The 19,915-nt window shown below is 35.4% G+C and carries 21 protein-coding genes and 1 rRNA gene (1 of these 22 cut by a window edge); 13 read left to right on the top strand and 9 right to left on the bottom strand.

Going from position 1 to position 19,915, the window contains the following annotated elements; all coding sequences use genetic code 11:
- Nucleotides 1-1,049 (bottom strand): 16S ribosomal RNA (locus MKY06_RS29710); it reaches 503 nt to the left of the window's first position.
- Between the two features lie 387 nt (nucleotides 1,050-1,436).
- Here MKY06_RS29710 and MKY06_RS29705 point away from each other — a divergent pair.
- Entirely contained in the window at nucleotides 1,437-1,637 is a 201-nt protein-coding gene (locus MKY06_RS29705) for a cold-inducible protein YdjO-related protein (RefSeq protein WP_053488574.1), read from the top strand.
- A 247-nt stretch (nucleotides 1,638-1,884) separates the two neighbouring features.
- Here MKY06_RS29705 and MKY06_RS29700 read toward each other — a convergent pair whose 3' ends face one another.
- A complete protein-coding gene (locus MKY06_RS29700) occupies nucleotides 1,885-2,085 on the bottom strand; it encodes a cold-shock protein (RefSeq protein ID WP_013056497.1) in 201 nt (66 codons plus the stop codon).
- A gap of 352 nt (nucleotides 2,086-2,437) precedes the next feature.
- Between MKY06_RS29700 and MKY06_RS29695 the strand changes: the two genes are divergently transcribed.
- Together MKY06_RS29695 and MKY06_RS29690 are read left to right on the top strand one after the other, a co-directional pair.
- Nucleotides 2,438-2,578 (top strand): FbpB family small basic protein, encoded by a 141-nt coding sequence (locus MKY06_RS29695; protein WP_081113382.1) that lies wholly within the window; start codon nucleotides 2,438-2,440, stop codon nucleotides 2,576-2,578.
- 138 nt (nucleotides 2,579-2,716) lie between these two features.
- Entirely contained in the window at nucleotides 2,717-2,899 is a 183-nt protein-coding gene (locus MKY06_RS29690; RefSeq protein ID WP_053487948.1) for a hypothetical protein, read from the top strand.
- A 554-nt stretch (nucleotides 2,900-3,453) separates the two neighbouring features.
- Here the strand turns inward: MKY06_RS29690 and MKY06_RS29685 are convergent.
- Nucleotides 3,454-3,819, bottom strand: a complete 366-nt coding sequence (locus MKY06_RS29685; protein WP_055990988.1) for a hypothetical protein — start codon at nucleotides 3,817-3,819, stop codon at nucleotides 3,454-3,456.
- Nucleotides 3,820-4,015: 196 nt separating this feature from the next.
- Here MKY06_RS29685 and MKY06_RS29680 point away from each other — a divergent pair, with 196 nt between their 5' ends.
- From MKY06_RS29680 to MKY06_RS29640, 9 genes are all read left to right on the top strand, one after another.
- Nucleotides 4,016-4,174 (top strand): hypothetical protein, encoded by a 159-nt coding sequence (locus MKY06_RS29680; RefSeq protein ID WP_155404447.1) that lies wholly within the window; start codon nucleotides 4,016-4,018, stop codon nucleotides 4,172-4,174.
- 113 nt (nucleotides 4,175-4,287) lie between these two features.
- Nucleotides 4,288-4,638, top strand: coding sequence for a LuxR family transcriptional regulator (locus tag MKY06_RS29675; protein ID WP_098278996.1), 351 nt, complete (start codon nucleotides 4,288-4,290; stop codon nucleotides 4,636-4,638).
- Nucleotides 4,639-4,897: 259 nt separating this feature from the next.
- Nucleotides 4,898-5,158, top strand: coding sequence for a hypothetical protein (locus MKY06_RS29670; RefSeq protein WP_098278997.1), 261 nt, complete (start codon nucleotides 4,898-4,900; stop codon nucleotides 5,156-5,158).
- Nucleotides 5,155-5,646: a hypothetical protein gene (locus MKY06_RS29665; protein WP_055991816.1), complete on the top strand. Its 492-nt coding sequence runs from the start codon at nucleotides 5,155-5,157 to the stop codon at nucleotides 5,644-5,646. The genes MKY06_RS29670 and MKY06_RS29665 overlap by 4 nt, the downstream gene beginning before the upstream one ends.
- 1,043 nt (nucleotides 5,647-6,689) lie before the next feature.
- Nucleotides 6,690-7,973: a replication protein gene (locus tag MKY06_RS29660; RefSeq protein ID WP_258304299.1), complete on the top strand. Its 1,284-nt coding sequence runs from the start codon at nucleotides 6,690-6,692 to the stop codon at nucleotides 7,971-7,973.
- A 107-nt stretch (nucleotides 7,974-8,080) separates the two neighbouring features.
- Nucleotides 8,081-8,869: a plasmid stabilization protein gene (locus MKY06_RS29655; protein WP_098526786.1), complete on the top strand. Its 789-nt coding sequence runs from the start codon at nucleotides 8,081-8,083 to the stop codon at nucleotides 8,867-8,869.
- A gap of 701 nt (nucleotides 8,870-9,570) precedes the next feature.
- Nucleotides 9,571-10,305, top strand: a complete 735-nt coding sequence (locus tag MKY06_RS29650; protein ID WP_116299409.1) for a MerR family transcriptional regulator — start codon at nucleotides 9,571-9,573, stop codon at nucleotides 10,303-10,305.
- An 802-nt stretch (nucleotides 10,306-11,107) separates the two neighbouring features.
- Entirely contained in the window at nucleotides 11,108-11,587 is a 480-nt protein-coding gene (locus MKY06_RS29645) for a MerR family transcriptional regulator (protein WP_340962226.1), read from the top strand.
- A 335-nt stretch (nucleotides 11,588-11,922) separates the two neighbouring features.
- Complete coding sequence (locus MKY06_RS29640; RefSeq protein WP_053487940.1) at nucleotides 11,923-12,144, top strand: helix-turn-helix domain-containing protein; 222 nt, start codon at nucleotides 11,923-11,925, stop codon at nucleotides 12,142-12,144.
- A gap of 113 nt (nucleotides 12,145-12,257) precedes the next feature.
- On the opposite strand, the gene MKY06_RS29635 is transcribed toward MKY06_RS29640, so the two are convergent.
- Complete coding sequence (locus MKY06_RS29635; RefSeq protein ID WP_055991830.1) at nucleotides 12,258-13,811, bottom strand: hypothetical protein; 1,554 nt, start codon at nucleotides 13,809-13,811, stop codon at nucleotides 12,258-12,260.
- Between the two features lie 437 nt (nucleotides 13,812-14,248).
- Between MKY06_RS29635 and MKY06_RS29630 the strand changes: the two genes are divergently transcribed.
- Nucleotides 14,249-14,419: a LuxR C-terminal-related transcriptional regulator gene (locus MKY06_RS29630; protein ID WP_098278409.1), complete on the top strand. Its 171-nt coding sequence runs from the start codon at nucleotides 14,249-14,251 to the stop codon at nucleotides 14,417-14,419.
- Between the two features lie 1,100 nt (nucleotides 14,420-15,519).
- On the opposite strand, the gene MKY06_RS29625 is transcribed toward MKY06_RS29630, so the two are convergent.
- The 5 genes from MKY06_RS29625 to MKY06_RS29605 form a co-directional block, all read right to left on the bottom strand.
- Nucleotides 15,520-16,215: a hypothetical protein gene (locus MKY06_RS29625; protein ID WP_116299410.1), complete on the bottom strand. Its 696-nt coding sequence runs from the start codon at nucleotides 16,213-16,215 to the stop codon at nucleotides 15,520-15,522.
- Nucleotides 16,212-17,327, bottom strand: a complete 1,116-nt coding sequence (locus MKY06_RS29620) for an FtsK/SpoIIIE domain-containing protein (protein WP_340962223.1) — start codon at nucleotides 17,325-17,327, stop codon at nucleotides 16,212-16,214. The genes MKY06_RS29625 and MKY06_RS29620 overlap by 4 nt, the downstream gene beginning before the upstream one ends.
- A gap of 30 nt (nucleotides 17,328-17,357) precedes the next feature.
- On the bottom strand, nucleotides 17,358-17,657 hold the full coding sequence (locus tag MKY06_RS29615; RefSeq protein ID WP_098980004.1) for a hypothetical protein: 300 nt from the start codon (nucleotides 17,655-17,657) through the stop codon (nucleotides 17,358-17,360).
- Nucleotides 17,658-18,229: 572 nt separating this feature from the next.
- Nucleotides 18,230-19,408, bottom strand: coding sequence for an NAD(P)/FAD-dependent oxidoreductase (locus tag MKY06_RS29610; RefSeq protein ID WP_078082388.1), 1,179 nt, complete (start codon nucleotides 19,406-19,408; stop codon nucleotides 18,230-18,232).
- 20 nt (nucleotides 19,409-19,428) lie between these two features.
- On the bottom strand, nucleotides 19,429-19,878 hold the full coding sequence (locus MKY06_RS29605) for a DUF1641 domain-containing protein (RefSeq protein WP_078082387.1): 450 nt from the start codon (nucleotides 19,876-19,878) through the stop codon (nucleotides 19,429-19,431).
- Nucleotides 19,879-19,915: the final 37 nt, after the last annotated feature.

Genomic DNA, 19,915 nt, shown 5'->3' with positions numbered 1-19,915 from the left:
TGTCCCCCGAAGGGGAACGCTCTATCTCTAGAGTTGTCAGAGGATGTCAAGACCTGGTAAGGTTCTTCGCGTTGCTTCGAATTAAACCACATGCTCCACCGCTTGTGCGGGCCCCCGTCAATTCCTTTGAGTTTCAGTCTTGCGACCGTACTCCCCAGGCGGAGTGCTTAATGCGTTAGCTGCAGCACTAAAGGGCGGAAACCCTCTAACACTTAGCACTCATCGTTTACGGCGTGGACTACCAGGGTATCTAATCCTGTTTGCTCCCCACGCTTTCGCGCCTCAGCGTCAGTTACAGACCAAAAAGCCGCCTTCGCCACTGGTGTTCCTCCACATCTCTACGCATTTCACCGCTACACGTGGAATTCCGCTTTTCTCTTCTGCACTCAAGTTCCCCAGTTTCCAATGACCCTCCACGGTTGAGCCGTGGGCTTTCACATCAGACTTAAGAAACCGCCTGCGCGCGCTTTACGCCCAATAATTCCGGATAACGCTTGCCACCTACGTATTACCGCGGCTGCTGGCACGTAGTTAGCCGTGGCTTTCTGGTTAGGTACCGTCAAGGTACGAGCAGTTACTCTCGTACTTGTTCTTCCCTAACAACAGAGTTTTACGACCCGAAAGCCTTCATCACTCACGCGGCGTTGCTCCGTCAGACTTTCGTCCATTGCGGAAGATTCCCTACTGCTGCCTCCCGTAGGAGTCTGGGCCGTGTCTCAGTCCCAGTGTGGCCGATCACCCTCTCAGGTCGGCTATGCATCGTTGCCTTGGTGAGCCGTTACCTCACCAACTAGCTAATGCACCGCGGGCCCATCTGTAAGTGATAGCCGAAACCATCTTTCAATCATCTCCCATGAAGGAGAAGATCCTATCCGGTATTAGCTTCGGTTTCCCGAAGTTATCCCAGTCTTACAGGCAGGTTGCCCACGTGTTACTCACCCGTCCGCCGCTAACGTCATAGAAGCAAGCTTCTAATCAGTTCGCTCGACTTGCATGTATTAGGCACGCCGCCAGCGTTCATCCTGAGCCAGGATCAAACTCTCCGAAGAAATGTTTGACTTGCTCATTTAAAAAATAAAAATTAACGTTGACGTTTGTCGCTTTGTTCAGTTTTCAAAGTTCAATATTCCGTAAAACAAGTTGTCGTTTCAACGACGCTTTATAATAATAAAACATATCAAATGAAACGTCAATAGTTTTTCTAAAAAACATTATTTTTTATTCTCATTGTATTTTACACATCACCGTAACAAGTATTCTCCAAACATGAATTGCTATACTTTACTATTCATGTTCCACACTATTCATGTTCCACCTGTTTACTCTTATTTTCAACTATGAGATTGATTCTAGTAAAATATGAACGACATAAAAGATATAAAGTATTTATGCTCTCTTTATAAGGCATACTTATAAAGAGAGGAGTAGTGATGAGTATGTATTATAACAAAAGAAATCAAGAACCTCCGGTTCAAGAAGAAACAGAAATTTGGGAATGTACAGTAGAAGAGTGTAAAGGGTGGATGAGGAAAGACTTTTCTTACGATAGTCACCAGAAATGTCCTTTGTGTAAAAGTCAGATGGAGGCTAAAAAACGCCTTATTGATAAAATCCCCCGTAACCCCCATAGAAGATAATATAAACCTATGCTTTTAGAAAGATTAAACACTACCTATACATAAAAAAGTCTTTGTTCATATTTGCTTTCTAATTCTATTGTATGTTATAACTAGTTAACCTTGTATCGATCGTCTTGACTAAACCCCAGGCTTTTTTAAAGCCTGGGGTTTCTATTTAACTGATAGTAGATAAATCACGGTATTCTAACTATAAAACCATAAAAAAAGACTCCTTTACAGGAGTCTTTTTTGTGATTACTTTTAATTATGCTTTGTGAACGTTAGCAGCTTGTGCTCCGCGTTGACCTTGCTCGATATCAAAAGTAACTTTTTGACCTTCTTCTAATGATTTGAAACCTTCACCTTGAATAGCACTGAAATGAACGAATACATCGTCTCCGCCTTCGATTTCAATGAAACCGAAACCTTTGTCTGCATTAAACCATTTTACTGTACCTTGTGTCATAATGTTGCCTCCTGCTGTGGAATACTCCACAAATGTATTACCAATCTTGCCCAAACATACTATTTCAAGATAAAAACTTCTAATTAGGGTTTTTTCTTTTCTCAATATACCGAACAAAAATAAGTTAATTGGAGTATAACACATAGGTATACCGATAGCAAATAACGGAAATAGAACCCTAATACAAAAGGTATGGACTGTTGCAACCACCTTACTCTTCTTAATTTGACTATTATAAGAATAAGAATTCTACTCTTCATTTTATGATAGTAAATAATTGCTTTATCCCATTTAATCGTTATAATCATACTTGTCTACGGACTAAACTAAACAGTAAGAAAGAAGTGCCATTATGAGAAAGTTAAAACCCTCTTTTCAAAAACTAGTCAATGAAAACAGACATGAAATACTAGAAGATAAAAAGGTTATGGAAAAGATTGAAGAAAAAATTGAAGCTCGCCAGGAGCAGGCTATAAAGACGAAAACGAAATAAGAGTAGAATAAAAACATCCTATCTAAACGGATGTTTTTTTGTATTGTACTGCTGTCGCATCTCTAAGTAAATGTCTTTTTACAGGATATTTCATCTGCCATGTCGAATCTAGCAAGTCACAAGGAAGGGGCTGTTAATATGAATTCAAAAGAACAAAAGAAGTTGGCAACTACTAGAGAACTAATGAGGAATGCTAAAGAACAAACTGATTTACCTTCTGAGTTAGAACAAGACTTAGAGAATTTAGAATTACAACGACGAATGAAACAATTAGAGTTAGAAAGTAAGTTCCTAAAAAACCAGAACGATGAACTAGTTTAATTTACAGCACCCGTTCAGAGGTGCTTTTTCAACATTTTAACACTTTTACGTCAGAATCCCCTATCTATGATCAATGCGTATTTGTCTACGTTTCGCACTTTGTTTATGACAAAATCCCCCTACCTTTTTGGAGCAAAACATGTTATAATACGTTTAACCAATACTTTAATTTCGAAAAAGGGTGCGTTTCTTAAAGGAAACGCACCCTTTTTTATTATAATTTACGCAGGCTGAATGTTATTTTCCAAGTCATTATCGTTTTTCTATTAAATAGCTGAGATATGATATAATGAGAATATCTTTCGATTTCAATGCACATGTAATCTTAAGAGGCCAGACTAGTGGTAACTAGCCTGGCTTTTTTATTCACCTATGGTTTTATACTTCTTCATATATGTATAATTCGTATTATGCTTATTTGAAAAAGCATCCTTTTTCATTATGTTCCCTCCCTTTAAAAAAGGCAAATAAAAAAACTGTGGGAGTTTATTTTGTACAAGTGTTATTTTTTTCTTCTATATTTAAATAAACAAGCCCCTCTCTCTTAATTCCACTCACTCTTCATATAGGTTTCCCAGGGCAAAAGCTATAGGGATCCACCTTTCCGTTTCATACGTATGGTATAGATTTTCAGCTACTGGATAGTCTGGCACTTTACCATCAAATATATATAGTGTACTCGGAACATTTTGAGGTATGATTGCTCGATCATCAAACATTAATTCTAAGATAGCCTTACAGAAGTCTTCAGACATCCCTACCCACAGCTTTACATTTTGATTGCTGGGCATATGAATACTGTAATCACCTTTATAACTTATACCTTTTCGTTCCAATGTGCGTTCAATCTCGGCGAATGAGACATTATCCTCTCTCTTCTTAATTAATTCTAAAACAATTTGTTTTATCCTTTCTCTCATTTATAATCCTCCTCATTCTTGACACTGCCATTATAGCAGGTTCTTCACGCAACAAATATCCAAATATAGGTAAATGATATTTTACTTTTAGATTTGAAAAATAAGATAAAGTTATTGACAATGGTAATTATATCCTTTAAACTAAATACAAGTCACTCATTTGAGTGACTTGTATTTGAAGAGTGTGAGGGATTATATGACTAAAACACCGTCTGGATTTAAGCGTTTAAATGCTGATATTCCCGAAGAGTTGTTTAAAGAATTTGCAAAGAGATGTATTGAAGAAGGTGTGAGCAAAAAAGAATTTCTTGTTCAACTTTTGGAAAAAGAACTCTTTAAAGATTCAAAGAAGTAAGGGAAAAAATAAAATAAAAGGGCACTTTCCCTGCCAGGAAAGCACCCCATGTAGAACTCGTAAGGACTTTTATTATAACATGGGTTGCCCTCAAAAAACAGGAGGGTCTTATCATGGATCAAAGTGAAAAACTTTTAATGGAAATTGAACATATTTTGAGTGTGGCATCTGATTTAGTTGATGAAGTTGCTCGACTAAAACGTGTAGAGGAAGAATGCAAAATCCTGAAAGAAAAAGTATTTCTCAATCAATTTACCGTTGCTGAACAACAAGTTTTTGAGCTTGCTTTAGATGGATATTCTGGACGGGAAATGCAGTTAATTCTGTCTAAAGAAGAAGCCACAATCAAATCACAAAGACAAACTATTATACGCAAATTAGGTGTATCCTCTATGAAAGAAGCCGTTAAAAAATTTCAACATTTAGAGTACGAATCACCAAGAAAACTTCTTCAATCTCGATAAACTGACGTGACCTTCAGAGGGACTTCACATCATCAGAATATACACGATAAGTCACCTGTAAAGGGGACTTTATATCCACACTATATACTCAGAAAGGAACCTTAAGACGTCCACCTAAGCAAATTTCGTGGTATCACGGTGAAGCTAGGCTCTGCCTAGCCCCACACACCCTGTGGGGGCAAAAACCCCTTATGCTCTTCAAGATGTTTTTTACGCTTTTTATGTTGATGCAATAAAAACACAGAAAAGGAGAACAAACATGGAGATTAAAGTGAGAAATGTATGTCCGGTTGCTGTGAGTAAAGTAGATCGTTTAGCTAAAGAGAAAGGTCTTTCTAGACAAGCTTTTTTAAAAGAACAAATCGAAACATTATCCATTATGAAAGAAGTAGAAAAACAAGAACAAGCTATTGATGATCTGTATGATCGAACGATAGATATAATGCAAAGATGCTCAGATGCGATGACAAATATGGATCGTACATTCAATAAACTCTTTGGGGAGGATGAAGAAAAATGACAGCAAGTAAACACAGAAGAATGATTTCTTTAAGTGAAGAGGCTGATGAATATCTTCATAAACATATGAAAGAAAGAGGCTATCGTTTTCCAGGGGATGCCATTGCAGATATCATTCGAAAGTATGAACGATTAAAAAATAATGAGCCTGATGAAACATTTTTAGATACTGCTACAATTGACGCAATAGGTCAGGCTTATCTGAAAAGAGCAAATGGATTTTACCAGTACTTAGACGATGAGTTAAGTGAGATAAAAGAAACGACAAAGAATACACAAATAGATACTCGAATATTACTAGAGCTAGTTAATAACTTATACGACCAATTAAATATTCAAAAGTTTAAGTCCACAGAGTTCAATGAAACAGAAGCTACTAAGAAGGCCAAAAGAGTTGCGCTACACAAGATTCAAGAAGAAAAAATGCAGTTCAGGGAAAAAAGAAAACGGGAAGCAGCAGAAGAAATGGACCATTTATTTGAAGATTAACGTTAGAGGTTATAAAAGCAGGCCTTAGCCTGCTTTTTCTGCTTTTATACTATAGTGAGATGAAGAGTTGTAGTAGCTAAGTTCAAAAAGCCATCGTGAGCTTCTGAGAATAAAGAAAGTGTAAAACTATTAAAAAGACATTAAAGAAGCTTATACAAAGCGTAAGAACCTCCTAGAGCCGTCATAAAGAAAAAGATAAAATATACGCTTCCCTCCTCCCTCTCGCAAACAATACAGTAAAAATTAAATGAACTATATAGCGCCGCATTACTTATTACTAACTCCAAGTCGTTTACTTCTCCATTGTTAAATCTAACCATAAGAGTTTAACTTAAGATCAATTTATAACTTATATATAGCTAATAAAGGAGACTCCTGTACGATCTTTTAGTCCAAAACTATCCTTCTTCCTCTATAGTTAAAAGCCACCTATATCATATTATGAGCATATTGAATAGGGTGATTTTTCCTCACCCCATTTACCAAAAAAGGACTAGAAAAAATCACCCTACCAAGAATAGCTATTTACTCTTATCATTAAAAGTGTACAAATTACCAGATCTTTAACGTTATAAAAATGCAGCATTATAACATACTTTTCAATATCTGGGGAGGGGTAAAAAAATACCCCTCCCTAAATTCCACAAATTTAGCTATGATAAAGTCAACTCCTAAAGAAATAACAAACGGATCGTAGCTAAAAATACTTGTTTTGATATATTTTGCTAATTTTTTATTGAATTATGAGACGACTTAACGCTATAATTAAATTAACAAAAATGACCGGAATAGAAAAAAGACTTCAACTGTTTAAGTAGTGTACCACCACTCTTAAACCGTTCCCCCTAGTTACGGTAGGGAAAACACTTGTCGAAGTCTCTTGTTAATAGAGTTAGTTTTTCTATAAAATAAAACTTATGGTTTTATTTTATATGAAATTGACATCTATTTCAAGGGCTTAGTTCATCAAAATCACGGCATTGTTTTCCTTTCTTCAGGGAAACAGTGTCTTTTTTGTGTTCCTTAAAGGAGAAGATGAACAAATGACAAAGATATTGACTTGCTATTTACCAGATGTAAATACCTTCAACGGACGATTCAAATGGTTATGGAAAGAAAAGCCTACCCTTCGTAAAAAGAAAGAGGCGTTTTTAGAAACCCTTCGTACATACTTTAAACAACAACAAGAAGCCCTACATAAAGTATTCCCTAAAAAACGTATGGAAATGTTAGATTACGTGATTTATAACCTTGTTGCCACAGGTATTCAAGCGATTCACTCCAAAACACTTATGGAAAAGTTTGATGTATCCCAAAGTACCGTTTCTCGTTTTGTGAAATCGTTAAAAGCAACACCGTTTATGATCGTGGCCCGTTATATCAAAGAAGATACAACAGGCGCTCATCCTGACAGCTATGTGTTTATCCTTAAAAGCCATAAGAATTTTAATCAGATTTGCAATGAGATCTTTTTTGCACATGATACAACAGGTGTCCAAACGCTTGAAAAAGAAGAAATGACAACTCCTGTGACAAGTCCTGTGACAAGTCCAGAAAGTGCTGAAAACGTTGATGCACCAAGCTTTGAGGGCGAAAAAGCATCGTCCCCCTTTATTAACCTTGATTTACCTGAAAATCATTTAAATAATCATTTAATATCTGCTTCACAGTCATTTGCGTATATCAAAGGTGTTCCTAAAAAAGTAAATCATGTGTACGCAGGGAAATATGGTCATCAACTTAAAGACTTTTATGCTCGTATTCAAAATGCTGCAAAAGCAGTAAAACGAGATACAGAGATTGAGATTGTGAAAGAGCAAGTACATGAAGTCGCTTATACAGCCATTGTAGGCTTAGATAAATATGTCCATGAAGCGAATCATAAGGGTACTCCCCTATCACTGGATGACATGTGTCGTCTTGTTTATCAAATTGCTTATAATCAATTTACAAATCTACTTAAAGGGAATATAGAAGAACCAACATCTGAGTCAGACATACATACTGAAGCTGAAACAGCTCTATTTACGCCTAAACATATCATCCGTAAGGAATTGGTTCCTGCTTGGTTACAAGCTGAACAGGAGCAAAAGAAGTCTACACAAGATACAACTCTTTCTCTAGATGAGCAGCTTGAAATGATCCAATTAAAGCAAGATTTAGGGCAAGAACTAACGCCTGAAGAAGAAAACGTGCTCCAAGAGCACAGTACTACATACAGTTCCTTAGAAATGGCGCAATTGAAACAGGATCTAGGACAAGCTTTAACACCAGAAGAACAAGCTTTATTACAAAAACATGCCCAATTACAGGACACCGTTTCGTAATCAAAAAGTGAAGAAATCCCTTAGAAGCTGATGTTTAGTAAGAGTATTATTATTTAGAACATACTTCTAAATAATCAATATATAATTCTATGTAGGAGGAGATCACGATGCCACATAAAATAACCCTAACAGGATCTGCGACAGGACCATTACGAGAATACGACCGTTACGTTGCCTTTGATATGCGAGAAAAAGGTTCACCTTCTGCGCCTAAAGGGTTAAAGAAGAGTACGTTTATTTCGTATACCGTGTTTGTTGCCAAGAAAGCCTTCAATAAAACCGGACTGACAAAAAAGAGTATTATGCATGAAAAGATCTTAGTTCAAGGGGAACCAACGTTAGATATTCCCATTGACGAGTGCCCTGGGGAAATTGGCATCATCTGCTTCCAGATTACCGTTCTCCCGAGTAAAAACGATAAAGAAGCTAATGAGCCGAAAGATAAAAAAGAAGTAAAACAAGAGGTTTCTGCGCCTTCTGAGGTACAGAAGAACAGTGAATATACCAAGCAGGAAGAAAAACAAGATCCTGTTTCTCAGCCTGTAGCAAAAGAAGAGAAAAAGGAAGCTGAAACAGTACAATCAGAATCGAAAGAAACGCCTATTCAGGAGAAAAAGGCTGCGCCAAAACAGAAGCAGCTACCAACTCAGCCAAAAGGGATACAGGATGTCGTGAGCTTTGATGAGATTATCGTTCCTGAAGCCTTCTTAAAGACACGACCAAATCCTGAAAAAACGCAAAAGGTCATTGATTTTGTGAAGCGCACAGGATACTTAGATGAGCCGTTAACGATTGAGAAAGGCTCTAAGATCCTAAAAGATGGCTATCGTCGTTATATTGTGGCCAAAACCGTTAAAATGGAGAAAGTTCCTGTTATCTATGAATATCAAAAATAAAGCATTTTTAGCTAAGAATTGCTAGTTATTCGTAATGGACAGCAGACAACTATAAGGTGTCCCCTTTCATAGTTGTTTGCTGTCTATTTATCTTGAAAGCCACTTTCTACATATAGCTCATCTACTATATGATTTCATTTTCATTTTTGATTGTATTATTATACGTCCTTAAATTAAAAGAATGCTTTAACTTTCCTTTTGGCTCTGCTAAACTTAATCATTTTATCTTTGATATATCATTAGTTAAATGAAGCTATTTTAGAGCTATTACCCCATCTGCATGTTCTGATATCCGAATCCAAGTTGAACTTAAGGTGAACTTTAAAAAAGAATTCGTGTTTGTGAATAAAAAAGGAATTTATTTTTTAGTTAAAATGCATTTTTTGTTGAACTTAAGATTAACTTAAATGTATTTAAACAATAATTAAATCAATAATGAGTTTTTTCCGTTTCCTTTTAATCAATAATGATAGTTATTGATTAAAAGATAAAACAATAATCTTATTCAGGAATTAGTTATTACATTATTATCGCTTTAAGATTTACATAGAAGAAGTTAGCAGTTAATATAGAATCAATAATGAGATAAGAACAATGTTATTAGAATCTACGTTAATAATCCCATGGTACGTTTCACTTCAAAATCAATTGCATGATTCTTGTATTATATTAATTATTAATTGACATATGGAGGTGTAGTTATGTCTGAAAAATTGTACTTACCAAAAGAAGTGGTAAATATACTGAGTATCTCTGGAGATTTGCTTCGTAAATGGTGCGAAGAATTCAATATTATTACAGAGTGGACAGGCACTGATTATGGAAAAGGTCATAGAAGGTTTACAAAAGAGAATCTAGAGACACTTAACAGTATAAAGAAGAAAATTCATGAGCAAGGTTGGTCCTGGGATCAAGTGAAACAATGGCGTAATGGTGAAGAAATGACTATTAATGACCACGTAGAACGGTCTATATTAGAAAAGAAGATAGATCACCTAATTGAAGGTCAGAACCAACAAATAGAATTTAACAGGATTCTTTCAGAAAAATTGGAGCTTCTAACAAAGGAACTTATTTCTACTCAAAAAGAATTAGCTATTGCAAATAAAGAAATTGCAGCAACAAAGCAGCAAATGATTGAAGTGAAAACAGAAAATAAAGACTTAGAAGCATACATAGAAAACAGCCTAAAAAAACGTGATAAAGTTCTTCTTGAAAACATTAGAAAAACTCAAGAAACGCTAAAAGATAATTCAGCTGAACAGGAGTTAAATCAAAACAAACAGAATTTTGAAGAACTGATAAATACTAATCTAAAAGAGTTATTAAAACAAAGAGATGAAGACCTTTTAAATGCATTTACTCATACTCAAAAAGAGTTGATTAAAGAACAAAATCAAAAGAAGACATTATGGCAAAAGCTATTCTCAAACTAGGAAAAATCATTCCTAGTTTTTTATTTTGTTAACTAATAAATAATAGAAAACAATAATATCTTTATTTAATTATTTATCAATTTCATAAAAATATCTAAATCGGAATTTACTTATGATTGCTTTAATTATCATTTTAAGATTAATTTTATGTTTAACTGAATTTTATTGCTTGATTATAACAAATATTCTGTAAAATTATTGAAAACATCAATGTGCAAAAAATCAATAATTTAAAAGATAATTCATTTATTCTTTTACAAACACAACTCTAAAGTGTTTTAAATTTAATAAAACCGGAAATGAATCATTATTGTTTTATTTCCGAGTTTATAGATTTGTAATTCCCTAAATAAAACAGGAATTCGAAAGTAGATTTTTATTTCACAAAAGATTTAATCCTCTAAAAATAAAACTCTAACATTTATCAATGCCACATTTAGCTCATCTGGCACCATGACAACTTTGTTATATCTAAATTATTGACTCAAATCCAGTAGATATTACACTTTAAAATTAAGATAGCACTATTTAATGATTTATTAGATTAATCTCTTTAGATAGTTTATGTTTATATAGCTAAATGCATCGCTGAATCAGAAAAAACCATCACGATGAGGGGAGAGGGCAAATATTTAATCTATGACGTTAGTAAATAGCTAAACATGATAATATACCCTCAATTGAGAATACCGATTACTATAGTAACAATAGCATTACAAGGTATAATATCTCGTTCTCTTATTAATTGAAGGTTTTAACGTATATACCTAGAATAGTTCTCTTGATAAGAGGAGGTGATCATATGTTGAGAGTCATAACCGCAGAAGCAGCATATACCACCGAAGAATTAGCTGATATACTTGGTTTGCCCATATCGACTATACGAAAATACAACTTCCATTTTTCTAAAATTGGTCTGCAGTTTACAAAAAAACAAGGTAGATTAGCTTATACAAATGACGATGTTACCATCTTTCATGAACTAAAAAAAATGTATGCCAATTCCGAAATGACCCTAGAAAAAGCCGTTATAACCGTTGCAAAAAAATTCAACTTAGTACAAATACTAGACACTCCACCTAACATTTCAACTGAAAAACAAACCCTTATCTTAGAACCACTTGAAGCACAAATAAAAGAGATACAAAGCTATATCGATGCAAAATTCGAGGAACGCGAACGTCAATTAATCTCAATGGCTCGTGAAATTCGAGCGTTAAAAAAAGCACAACAACAAAAGAAGAGTTTTTATAAGTGGTTAAAAACCTTTTTTGAAAAATGATTTGCTAGAATGGTGGTATCTCGTTATCTAATATTCACAAAAAAAAACCTTTTCCCTCTAGGTAAAGGTTTTTTTTGTGAAGTCCAATTTCAAAGAATATCGATAACAAAGACCGCCCATTACTTATCAGTGTATAAGGCGGTCTTAACTGTATTCATGCTATATGATTATGACAAAAATATCGACATTATTCTAACTCTGCATAAGTAATATTTATATATTGTTTATTTTATAGTTTATTATATGTGATAAATAAATTTTATTGCGGAATTTTTTCCCTAAAATGAATATTTTTTTTGAAAGTGTCAATCCTTTATAAAAAGGAGTGTGCTCTTATGCCTAAGATAACCCAAAAGAGTAAATTAGGAAAATACTTAATGAACAAAGGCTATAATCAAACGGAAATAGTTAAAGTAACTAAGATGGATAGAAAAACAGTTAGCAAGATTTACAATGATTCAAATTACATCCCATCAGGTACCACGATTAAGAAAATTATGAATGTCTTAAAAAAAATTGACCCAAAACTGAAAGTAGAGGACTTTTTTAATTTATAAGCCCTATTGTGGGTAAGTAGGGCTTATTTATTGTACTAAAGACAAAGAACTTTATAAAAAGGAGCTTTTATAAAAGTTTACTAGCAAGCTATATACAGAAGAAAATGAGCATACTACTCCAAATTTTGATAAAAACGGTAAATTGGAAATTCCATGATTTCTTCTTTTTCCTTCCCAGTAAGAGTAGCAAATATTCTCTTCGCTTTTACTTTATTTTTCAACAAAACTTCACATGCAAAACATATTGTTTGCTCGTTATTCATTTCTGCTCTTTCTGTTATGTTGTAAAGATCATTTTTTTCCTCTTCTGATAATGCATGGCCTTGCTTGAGTTTAATGATATAAATATTAACCTTTGCAATATCATCTTCTGGATACTTAGCTAAGTATCGTTGGTTTAGATCAAGAGCAAATTCTAAATAGCTTTCATCATGGGATTTATCGTAAAAGTCTATATACTCTAAAGAACTAGTAATTGTTAAGTCAGCTTGTATATCATGATGTTCATCGGCAAAAGATAATTTTACTATGTCAAAATCAAAGTTTGTATCTTTCACCATTTCTTCAATTTTTCGAGAAGCGAAAATGCTTACTTTTTGGTCATGATTTTCCCGATTATCAGATAACATAACAGGTTCAACAGTATCCTGCCCGTGATTACTAGCTACATCTGTTATAGACGAATATCTACTCGTTATTTTTAACGCTTCTTCACTATAAAGGTTAAGGAAACATCCATCTGCATACACTAATGCTAGTTTCACATATTTGGAAAGTTCAATATTGATTATCTCCGTTTTTTCTAGTTTTTCTTGATGAATATTTAGTAAGCTATATTGTTTATTTTTAAAGATATTGATTATAGCATTGAATAGGGAAGGGAAATCTTCCTTATCATCAAATATATAATTTTCACTTATTCCAATTTGAGTACAAATATCTCTCAGTTCTTTGTAGGATTCAATCTCTTCCTCAATTTGTTGGAGATGCCCCTTTAAATTTAATGTTCCACCAGATAACTGTAAAGATTGAAAGGGAAACTTATTGCGCTGTATGTAATAGTTTAGTAATCGTAAACATTTCATATAGGAACCGAGACTTTTTACTCTTTCTAGATGGAATAGACCAGATTTCTTTCTCCTATCAAAATCCAACGTTAAAGTATCTTCTATAACGACCTTGAATCCCTTCTCTGTTTCAATGATTTGGTAAGTAACAAGGGTGGATTCACTGTTCATATAAACGACTTCGTTTTTTCCAATTTTCAACTCATCTATTTTAACTTCCTCCACTGGTAACTTAATCCCGTCGTCTGGGATACCATATACGTGAATCATCCCTTCATATAAATTAAAAGCTTTCTTTTGCATGTTAACAAGATCTACTTTGTAATGCGTAGATTCTTTGTTTTCGGATGTTTCAGTAGAGCGTGTTTGCTGTTTGTCTACCTCTTCTATAAATGTGTGACGTAAAGGATCTAAATCTTCATTTTTTATTTTTTTGAAATCAAAGGAAATAGATTTCTTTTCACTTGAATTAAGATGAGATAAGAGTGATCTAACTTTTAGTGGGGCTAATATCCGATAATACGCTAGCTGTTCAAGAGTTGTTGTATCAGTTTCTAGATCTTTTGCTGCAACCTTTTTTGGGGTTTTTGTTGTAACCATTCAATTCTCTCCTTCTTCATGATGAACATTTAAGTCGTTAAAAACTCATCGAATCCTAGTATAGCAACAACGAAACAGCATTCGTTAGATAAATTAAATCCAACGATTGTATTTCTCAGCTATTTCTTAGTCAATGAAATGGGTTTACTATCAAAATTATAGACAATCCAAGTCCAAACAAAATAACATGAAAAAGGGCACTTTCCCGGCTAGGAAAGCACCCCCATGTCAAAACTTAGTACGTAACGGACTTTTATTATAACATAGGTTGCCCTCAAAAAGTAGGAGGGCCTTATCATGGATAAAAGCGAAAAACTATTGAAAAACTCTTAATGGGTATTGAAAATATCTTGAGTGTGGCGTCTGATTTAGTTGATGAAGTTGCTGGGCTAAAGAGTGCAGAAAAAGAATGTAAAACCCTGGAATAGAAAGTATTTATGAATCAAATAACTCAAGCAGAACAAGAAGTCTTTGCTCTTTCTATTGATGGTCATTCTATCTCAGAAATACAAGATATTCTCCATAAAGAAGAGTGCACAATTAAGAATCAAAGAAGGAGGATCTTGAAAAAGTTGAACACGCAGTCTATGACAGAAGCTGTTAAATAGTTTCAAAATCTACATCAAGAACCCTCACAAAAACTAATATGTCTTTCTTAACTATATATTAGCCTTTAAGGCTATAGGAGCAGACTTAAGCCTGCTTTTGATACATCTCGTATCAAAAATAATACAAGATGTATCATTTTCTATACATAAATGTTTCATAGCTGGTGAAATATTTATGTGAATGATTTATATCCTAATTGAGCAGACTATTGAAAAGATGGAGAGATGTTCATTTTCAATCCTTCATTGTGTGCTATGAATAAGCTAAGAGAAAAACCTACTGAACATGGGATTGACCCCATAGACAGTAGGTTTTTCTCTTCTCTATACATAAGTTCTTACTAACTTGAACAAACTAATCCAGAGGTCAATATATGATTTCAAAAACAACTTCTAATTACTCACTATTCATAGAGAAAACTACTGGAGCATGGTCAGTAGTTTTTCTGTTTTTACGCTGTATATGGTAGACATGTTTAGTTAACATAAGATCAATAAAGTATAGAATCTTCTCAACAGGGCAGACTGCTAAAGTTCGTTGGATCATATACAATACCTGTTGTATATAAAATAGCTTTATTTCTTGTTGCAGTTGCAGACTTCCTAACAAGTCTGTTTCTTTTTATTTAATAATTATAAAAATGAATAATAAATAACATCTTGAGCAAACTACTCAAGATGGATGAATCATCACTTAGCTAACTCCTAAAAACAGAAAAACTCCCTTAACGCATTGGGGGAGTTTTTCTGTTTTTAGGCTGTATAAAGTATACAACTTTAGTTAACATAATCACTCTTCAAGGAAGCAAGAAAGCAAAAGAACCCTTACAGGAAAAGGGTTCTTTTGTGGGCGCCTTTAATCGGATATGCAGCTTTTTATACACCTTTGATATGACGGTGATCTCTCCAGGTGTGTGTGAAGAAAAGGCGTATAAAAAGACTACCCTTTATACATATGTCGATTCATCCAAAAATAGCCATTATGGCAAAAATGTGCTATTGTTTACTTGCGGTTATATTTTGGTACTTTATAATTAGCAATCCTAGTAAAAAGCTATCCCGGCATTATCTGCCGAGATAGCTTTTTGTATTCTTTATCATTAAGTGAGGTTAATTTTAATCCCACCGGAAGAAGCTGATTCCCTTGGCTTTCCATCTCTTTGCTGTTTCGCAGAACCCTTGTATTTCTCCATGAGTTCATGAATACTTGCTACTTGTATAATGCGAATATGTTCAGAATGAACAGCATACCGAACAGGTGTAATCAAAATGACAGAAGGGAAAATCGCTGATCGGTCCTCAGGCTGCCAATGCAATGCCTTCCATTCATCCGAAAAGAAAAACTCCTCATAGAGATTGATCTTCGCTTGCATTTTCTGTTCGGAATACTGATTTCTCTGAATTTCAATCCAAAACGGAGATCCTTTAAAAATACAAAAGAGATCCGGTTCAATACCTCCTTTTCGTCCAGTAGGCTTATCTTCGACAATGAGCTGTTTTGGTGGGGTATACGTACACATTTGTTTATAGACATCCAAGATAGAAAGGAAATGTAATATTTTTTGAGAGTTCTTTTTAATCTTTGCATCCACGGGCAAATAGACGGTCGGAGAATACTGCTGTGTGCGTTCAATTACCCCTAATCGATATAAACGTACCATCACACTATTACATGCATTTACGGGCGATTTCAGTTGTTTAAAGAAGAGGTCAACTAATGAGTCTCGATCCACGGCTCTAAATTGATTAATAAACGCTATGATGTCTTTATCACGTTGAGATAAACGGAAACTCATCGCTGCTCCTCCTTCTCTAACAACCCAAAAATAGACTGTGACACGACTTCGAGTTGCGGCTCAGGGTCTTTCACACGTGTTTTATAAGGCGAAAGTATTTCCTTACAAGCTCCTTCATCTAAGAAAAAGGCTTGAAACTCTTTCACCTCGTCAATTTTAATTTTCATGCGCCCCCTGGCTGCGGCATCGATTTCTTCCGCACCGATTACCCCGGCTACTTTCGCATTTATGGCATCGGCCTGCCTTCCAGAGATCCGAACCCGTAAGTTTGCTTTGAGTGCGGAATTCAACAAATCGGCATCAGGACGCTGCATGGCAATAATCGTATGAACACCTAGTGCTCGACCTTGGCTGGCAAACTGTTGGATCATCTCTACAAGATCCGTTTCTCTCTTGATGATGCTCATCTCATCTACAACCACGACAATCCGAGGCAGCTTAAAAGGAAGCCTGCTTATGTGTGTGAACCCATGCTCTAACAGTAAATCGCCTCTTCGATACATTTCAGCTCGTAATAAAGAAAAAGGTTTTCTCATATCCTTTGCCTCGAAGCAAAGCGCATCTACATGCTCAATCCCATGAAACAGCCCCAAATCAGCTCGTTTGAGATCGACTAATACTAAGCGCAAGTCTTCAGGGGAGGCATATTTCACCCATGTTGTGAGGATCACACGCATGAGACTGCTTTTTCCGGCTCCAATTTCGCCAGAAATGAGTAACGTTTCTAAATCCGCAAAATCCCATAAAACGGGGTTTCCATAGATTTCTTGACCAATGCATACAGGAAGCTCCATTTTCTCAATATGAGGATGAATGACTTCATAATCATAATTGAGCATCTTAGGTAGGCTTTTGTGATGAACAGTAATACTAAAGTTCTTTAAGCTGCCATTCACTTCAATATTGCTGCCTAATACTTGTCGTAATGCCCATCTTTTTTTCGTTAAAAGTTCAGGATCAATGCCATTCAGTAAGGAAAAAGCATACCGAGTGTAGGTGTTCTGATGATCGATCTGATGGATCTTCGGAAATTGATAGGAGGTACGATCCCCACGCTTTATGACTCGATAAATCTCTGCTGTACGAAACGCTTGAATAAGCTTTCCACGCAATTTTAGTTTCTCAAACATCTAAAACCCTCCTCAAAACATAAATGTCGCAAAGAAGTAAAATAAGGCCCCATAAAAAGTGACAGGCAAGATAAACCGCATCACTTTTTCAAACTGATCAACAAGATCAATGACACCCCATCGCTCTAATATTCGTTCGATGATAGCAATCCCTAAGACAATGCCTCCTAGGGTCAAAATAGTGGGATCAAGCATAGCAACTGGACTAAAAGGAACAAACGAATAAGTCTTAAAAGGACGAGGTTTTATGGAGGAAGTTAAAGAAGATTTATGACAGAAGTTTCGAAAGTCAAACCATTGTGTTTTTCTCATGTTGGTACCTACTTTCATTCTTTTTATTTTTTCGCCTTTCATGTCTCAGTTATTTCAGCTCAACACATCCGGTCGCCCCCTTCGCCTCTTCGGCTCAGCTCCCTTACAGGTTCTACGAAAGGCTTCACAAGGCGTATACAGCTTGTATTAACGCGGTAGCGATACTGAACTAACTACTGGTTAAGTAAGGAAGTAACAATTCTTTAGATACTATGTAGCTACTTCAGTAAGCTTGCCTGTCCAATCAAAAAATAATAAAGAACCCTTACCGCAGTAGGTAAGGGGTAGATGGTGATGTAAGAAGTGCTGGGTTTTTATATGCTGGGGGTTGTCCTATTTGCTTATCTTTTTCATGAAATGGACGAGAAATCGAAGGTGTCCAAACGACTAAAGAAGACTGCAAAAAGAAGCAAGGGGAGTCTGATGAACCTACGAGTGAATAAAAAAGAGAAGGGAAGTCCTTCTCTTTTCATTATCTAAACTCAAATAAGTGTCGTTTAGCAATCATTTTTAATTGCTGCAGAAGAACTTGTACGAATAGAAAAGTATTACTTCTTTCCAGCACACTTAAATTAATAAGCTAAGCTAAATAACCCTTTAATATGTGATAAATACCGAACATCACTTGCTTGTTTCATAAGTGCTGCGGGTACCCCTTTTAGTTCTGTTTTATTTTCACCAACTGTGCCAACTGCATCTTTACGTCCAAGGCTGGCTAGCGTACCGGAGAAAATAGGCACAAACGGCTTCAGTACACCTCCACGTATGGAGATAGCCAAGTTTACACCTATATTTTCTCCCATCTGCCAAGCTAATTGAGCAGTAGGAGGATAGGTAGTCCCATCGGGTCCCATGACCACTGCGCTGTCACCAGCAACGAATATATCATCTTGAGATGGAGGTTGGAGAAATTCATTTACTAGTACACGACCGCGACTTACTTCCATATTGGAGTTAGCAACTACGGAATTTCCTTGAACTCCTCCAGCCCAAACTAGTGTTTCTGTTTCAATTTTACGACCGTCTTTAAGTTCGACAATTTTCCCGTCCACTCTTGTTACTGGAGTACCAGTAATAAATGTAACTCCTCGTTTAGTTAAACTTGTATAAGCTCGCTCAACAAGCTTCGGAGGAAATCCTGCAAGAACAGTAGGAGAGGCTTCCACACAGTACAGTGAAATTCCCTTTGGATCAACACCATATTTTAGGCTTAGACTTGGCATTAGATCAGCGTATTCACCAACGAGTTCAGTACCCGTTAAGCCTGCGCCTCCTACCACAATTGTACCCGCAGCTTTATTATTGGTTTTACTGTATTCAGCAATACGCTCTTCTACATGAGTACGCAGACGATTTGCATCCTCTACAGACTTAAGAACAAAGCTATTTTCTTTTAAACCAGGAATATCAAAGTAGGCTGTTTCACTGCCAAGAGCTACCACTAAATAATCATAAGTTAACGTTGTGCCATCTTCCAGAGATACTTCATGCTTGTTTGGCGAAATACCATTAACCGTTGAGATTTTCAAATCTACATGATAGTTTTTTAGAAGCTTATCAAGAGGTAAAGATACTGCCTTTTCAGAAATACTTCCTGCAGCTAAACGATGTAATTCCGTAATAATTTGGTGCGTAGAGAAGCGATTCACCATCGTAATTTTTGCATCATTTTCATTTAGATGTTCACGTGCTTTCATGGCAGCTAATAAACCGCCATAACCGCCTCCCAAAATTAAAATATGTTTCGACATCGTTCATCCTCCATTATAAGTTATTTCTGTTTCTCGTTTGTAATATCTAAGTATGCTTGTATAAATCTAAATAACTTTTGAGCTTGCGGGTCTTTGAGCATATGCAGTAACCCAAATAAACCTATAGTAGAAGAATTAGCTTCAGCTCGGTCTTTCGCCTCGATTGCATTTGCTGCAAGGTTTTTTACATTTTCTTCTAATGGTTCAATGAATTGTTGCATTGCCCCCACGGTGTCTTTTTTTAATACATCATCTGTTACTAATGAATGTGCCGTATCGTAAGTTCTTATCAACACAATTAACATTTCAGATAACTTTGGCAAGTTATCTATAAGTACATTAAGAGATTGTTGTATTTCAGGCTTTAATAATCGATTTAATACATCTATTTGTTCTTCTGTTGTGACTGCAGCATGACTGTCGAGGTTACTCTCTGATTTTGAAGCCTGATCAACAACTGATTTGGACATAATTATAAGCCTCCTTTGTATTATTTTTTCCTAGTGA

It is taken from the genome of Priestia sp. FSL P4-0332 (assembly GCF_038005845.1).
Classification (GTDB): domain Bacteria; phylum Bacillota; class Bacilli; order Bacillales; family Bacillaceae_H; genus Priestia.
Note: the sequence above shows the minus strand (reverse complement) of the source record. Positions and strands in the feature narration are given on the sequence as shown.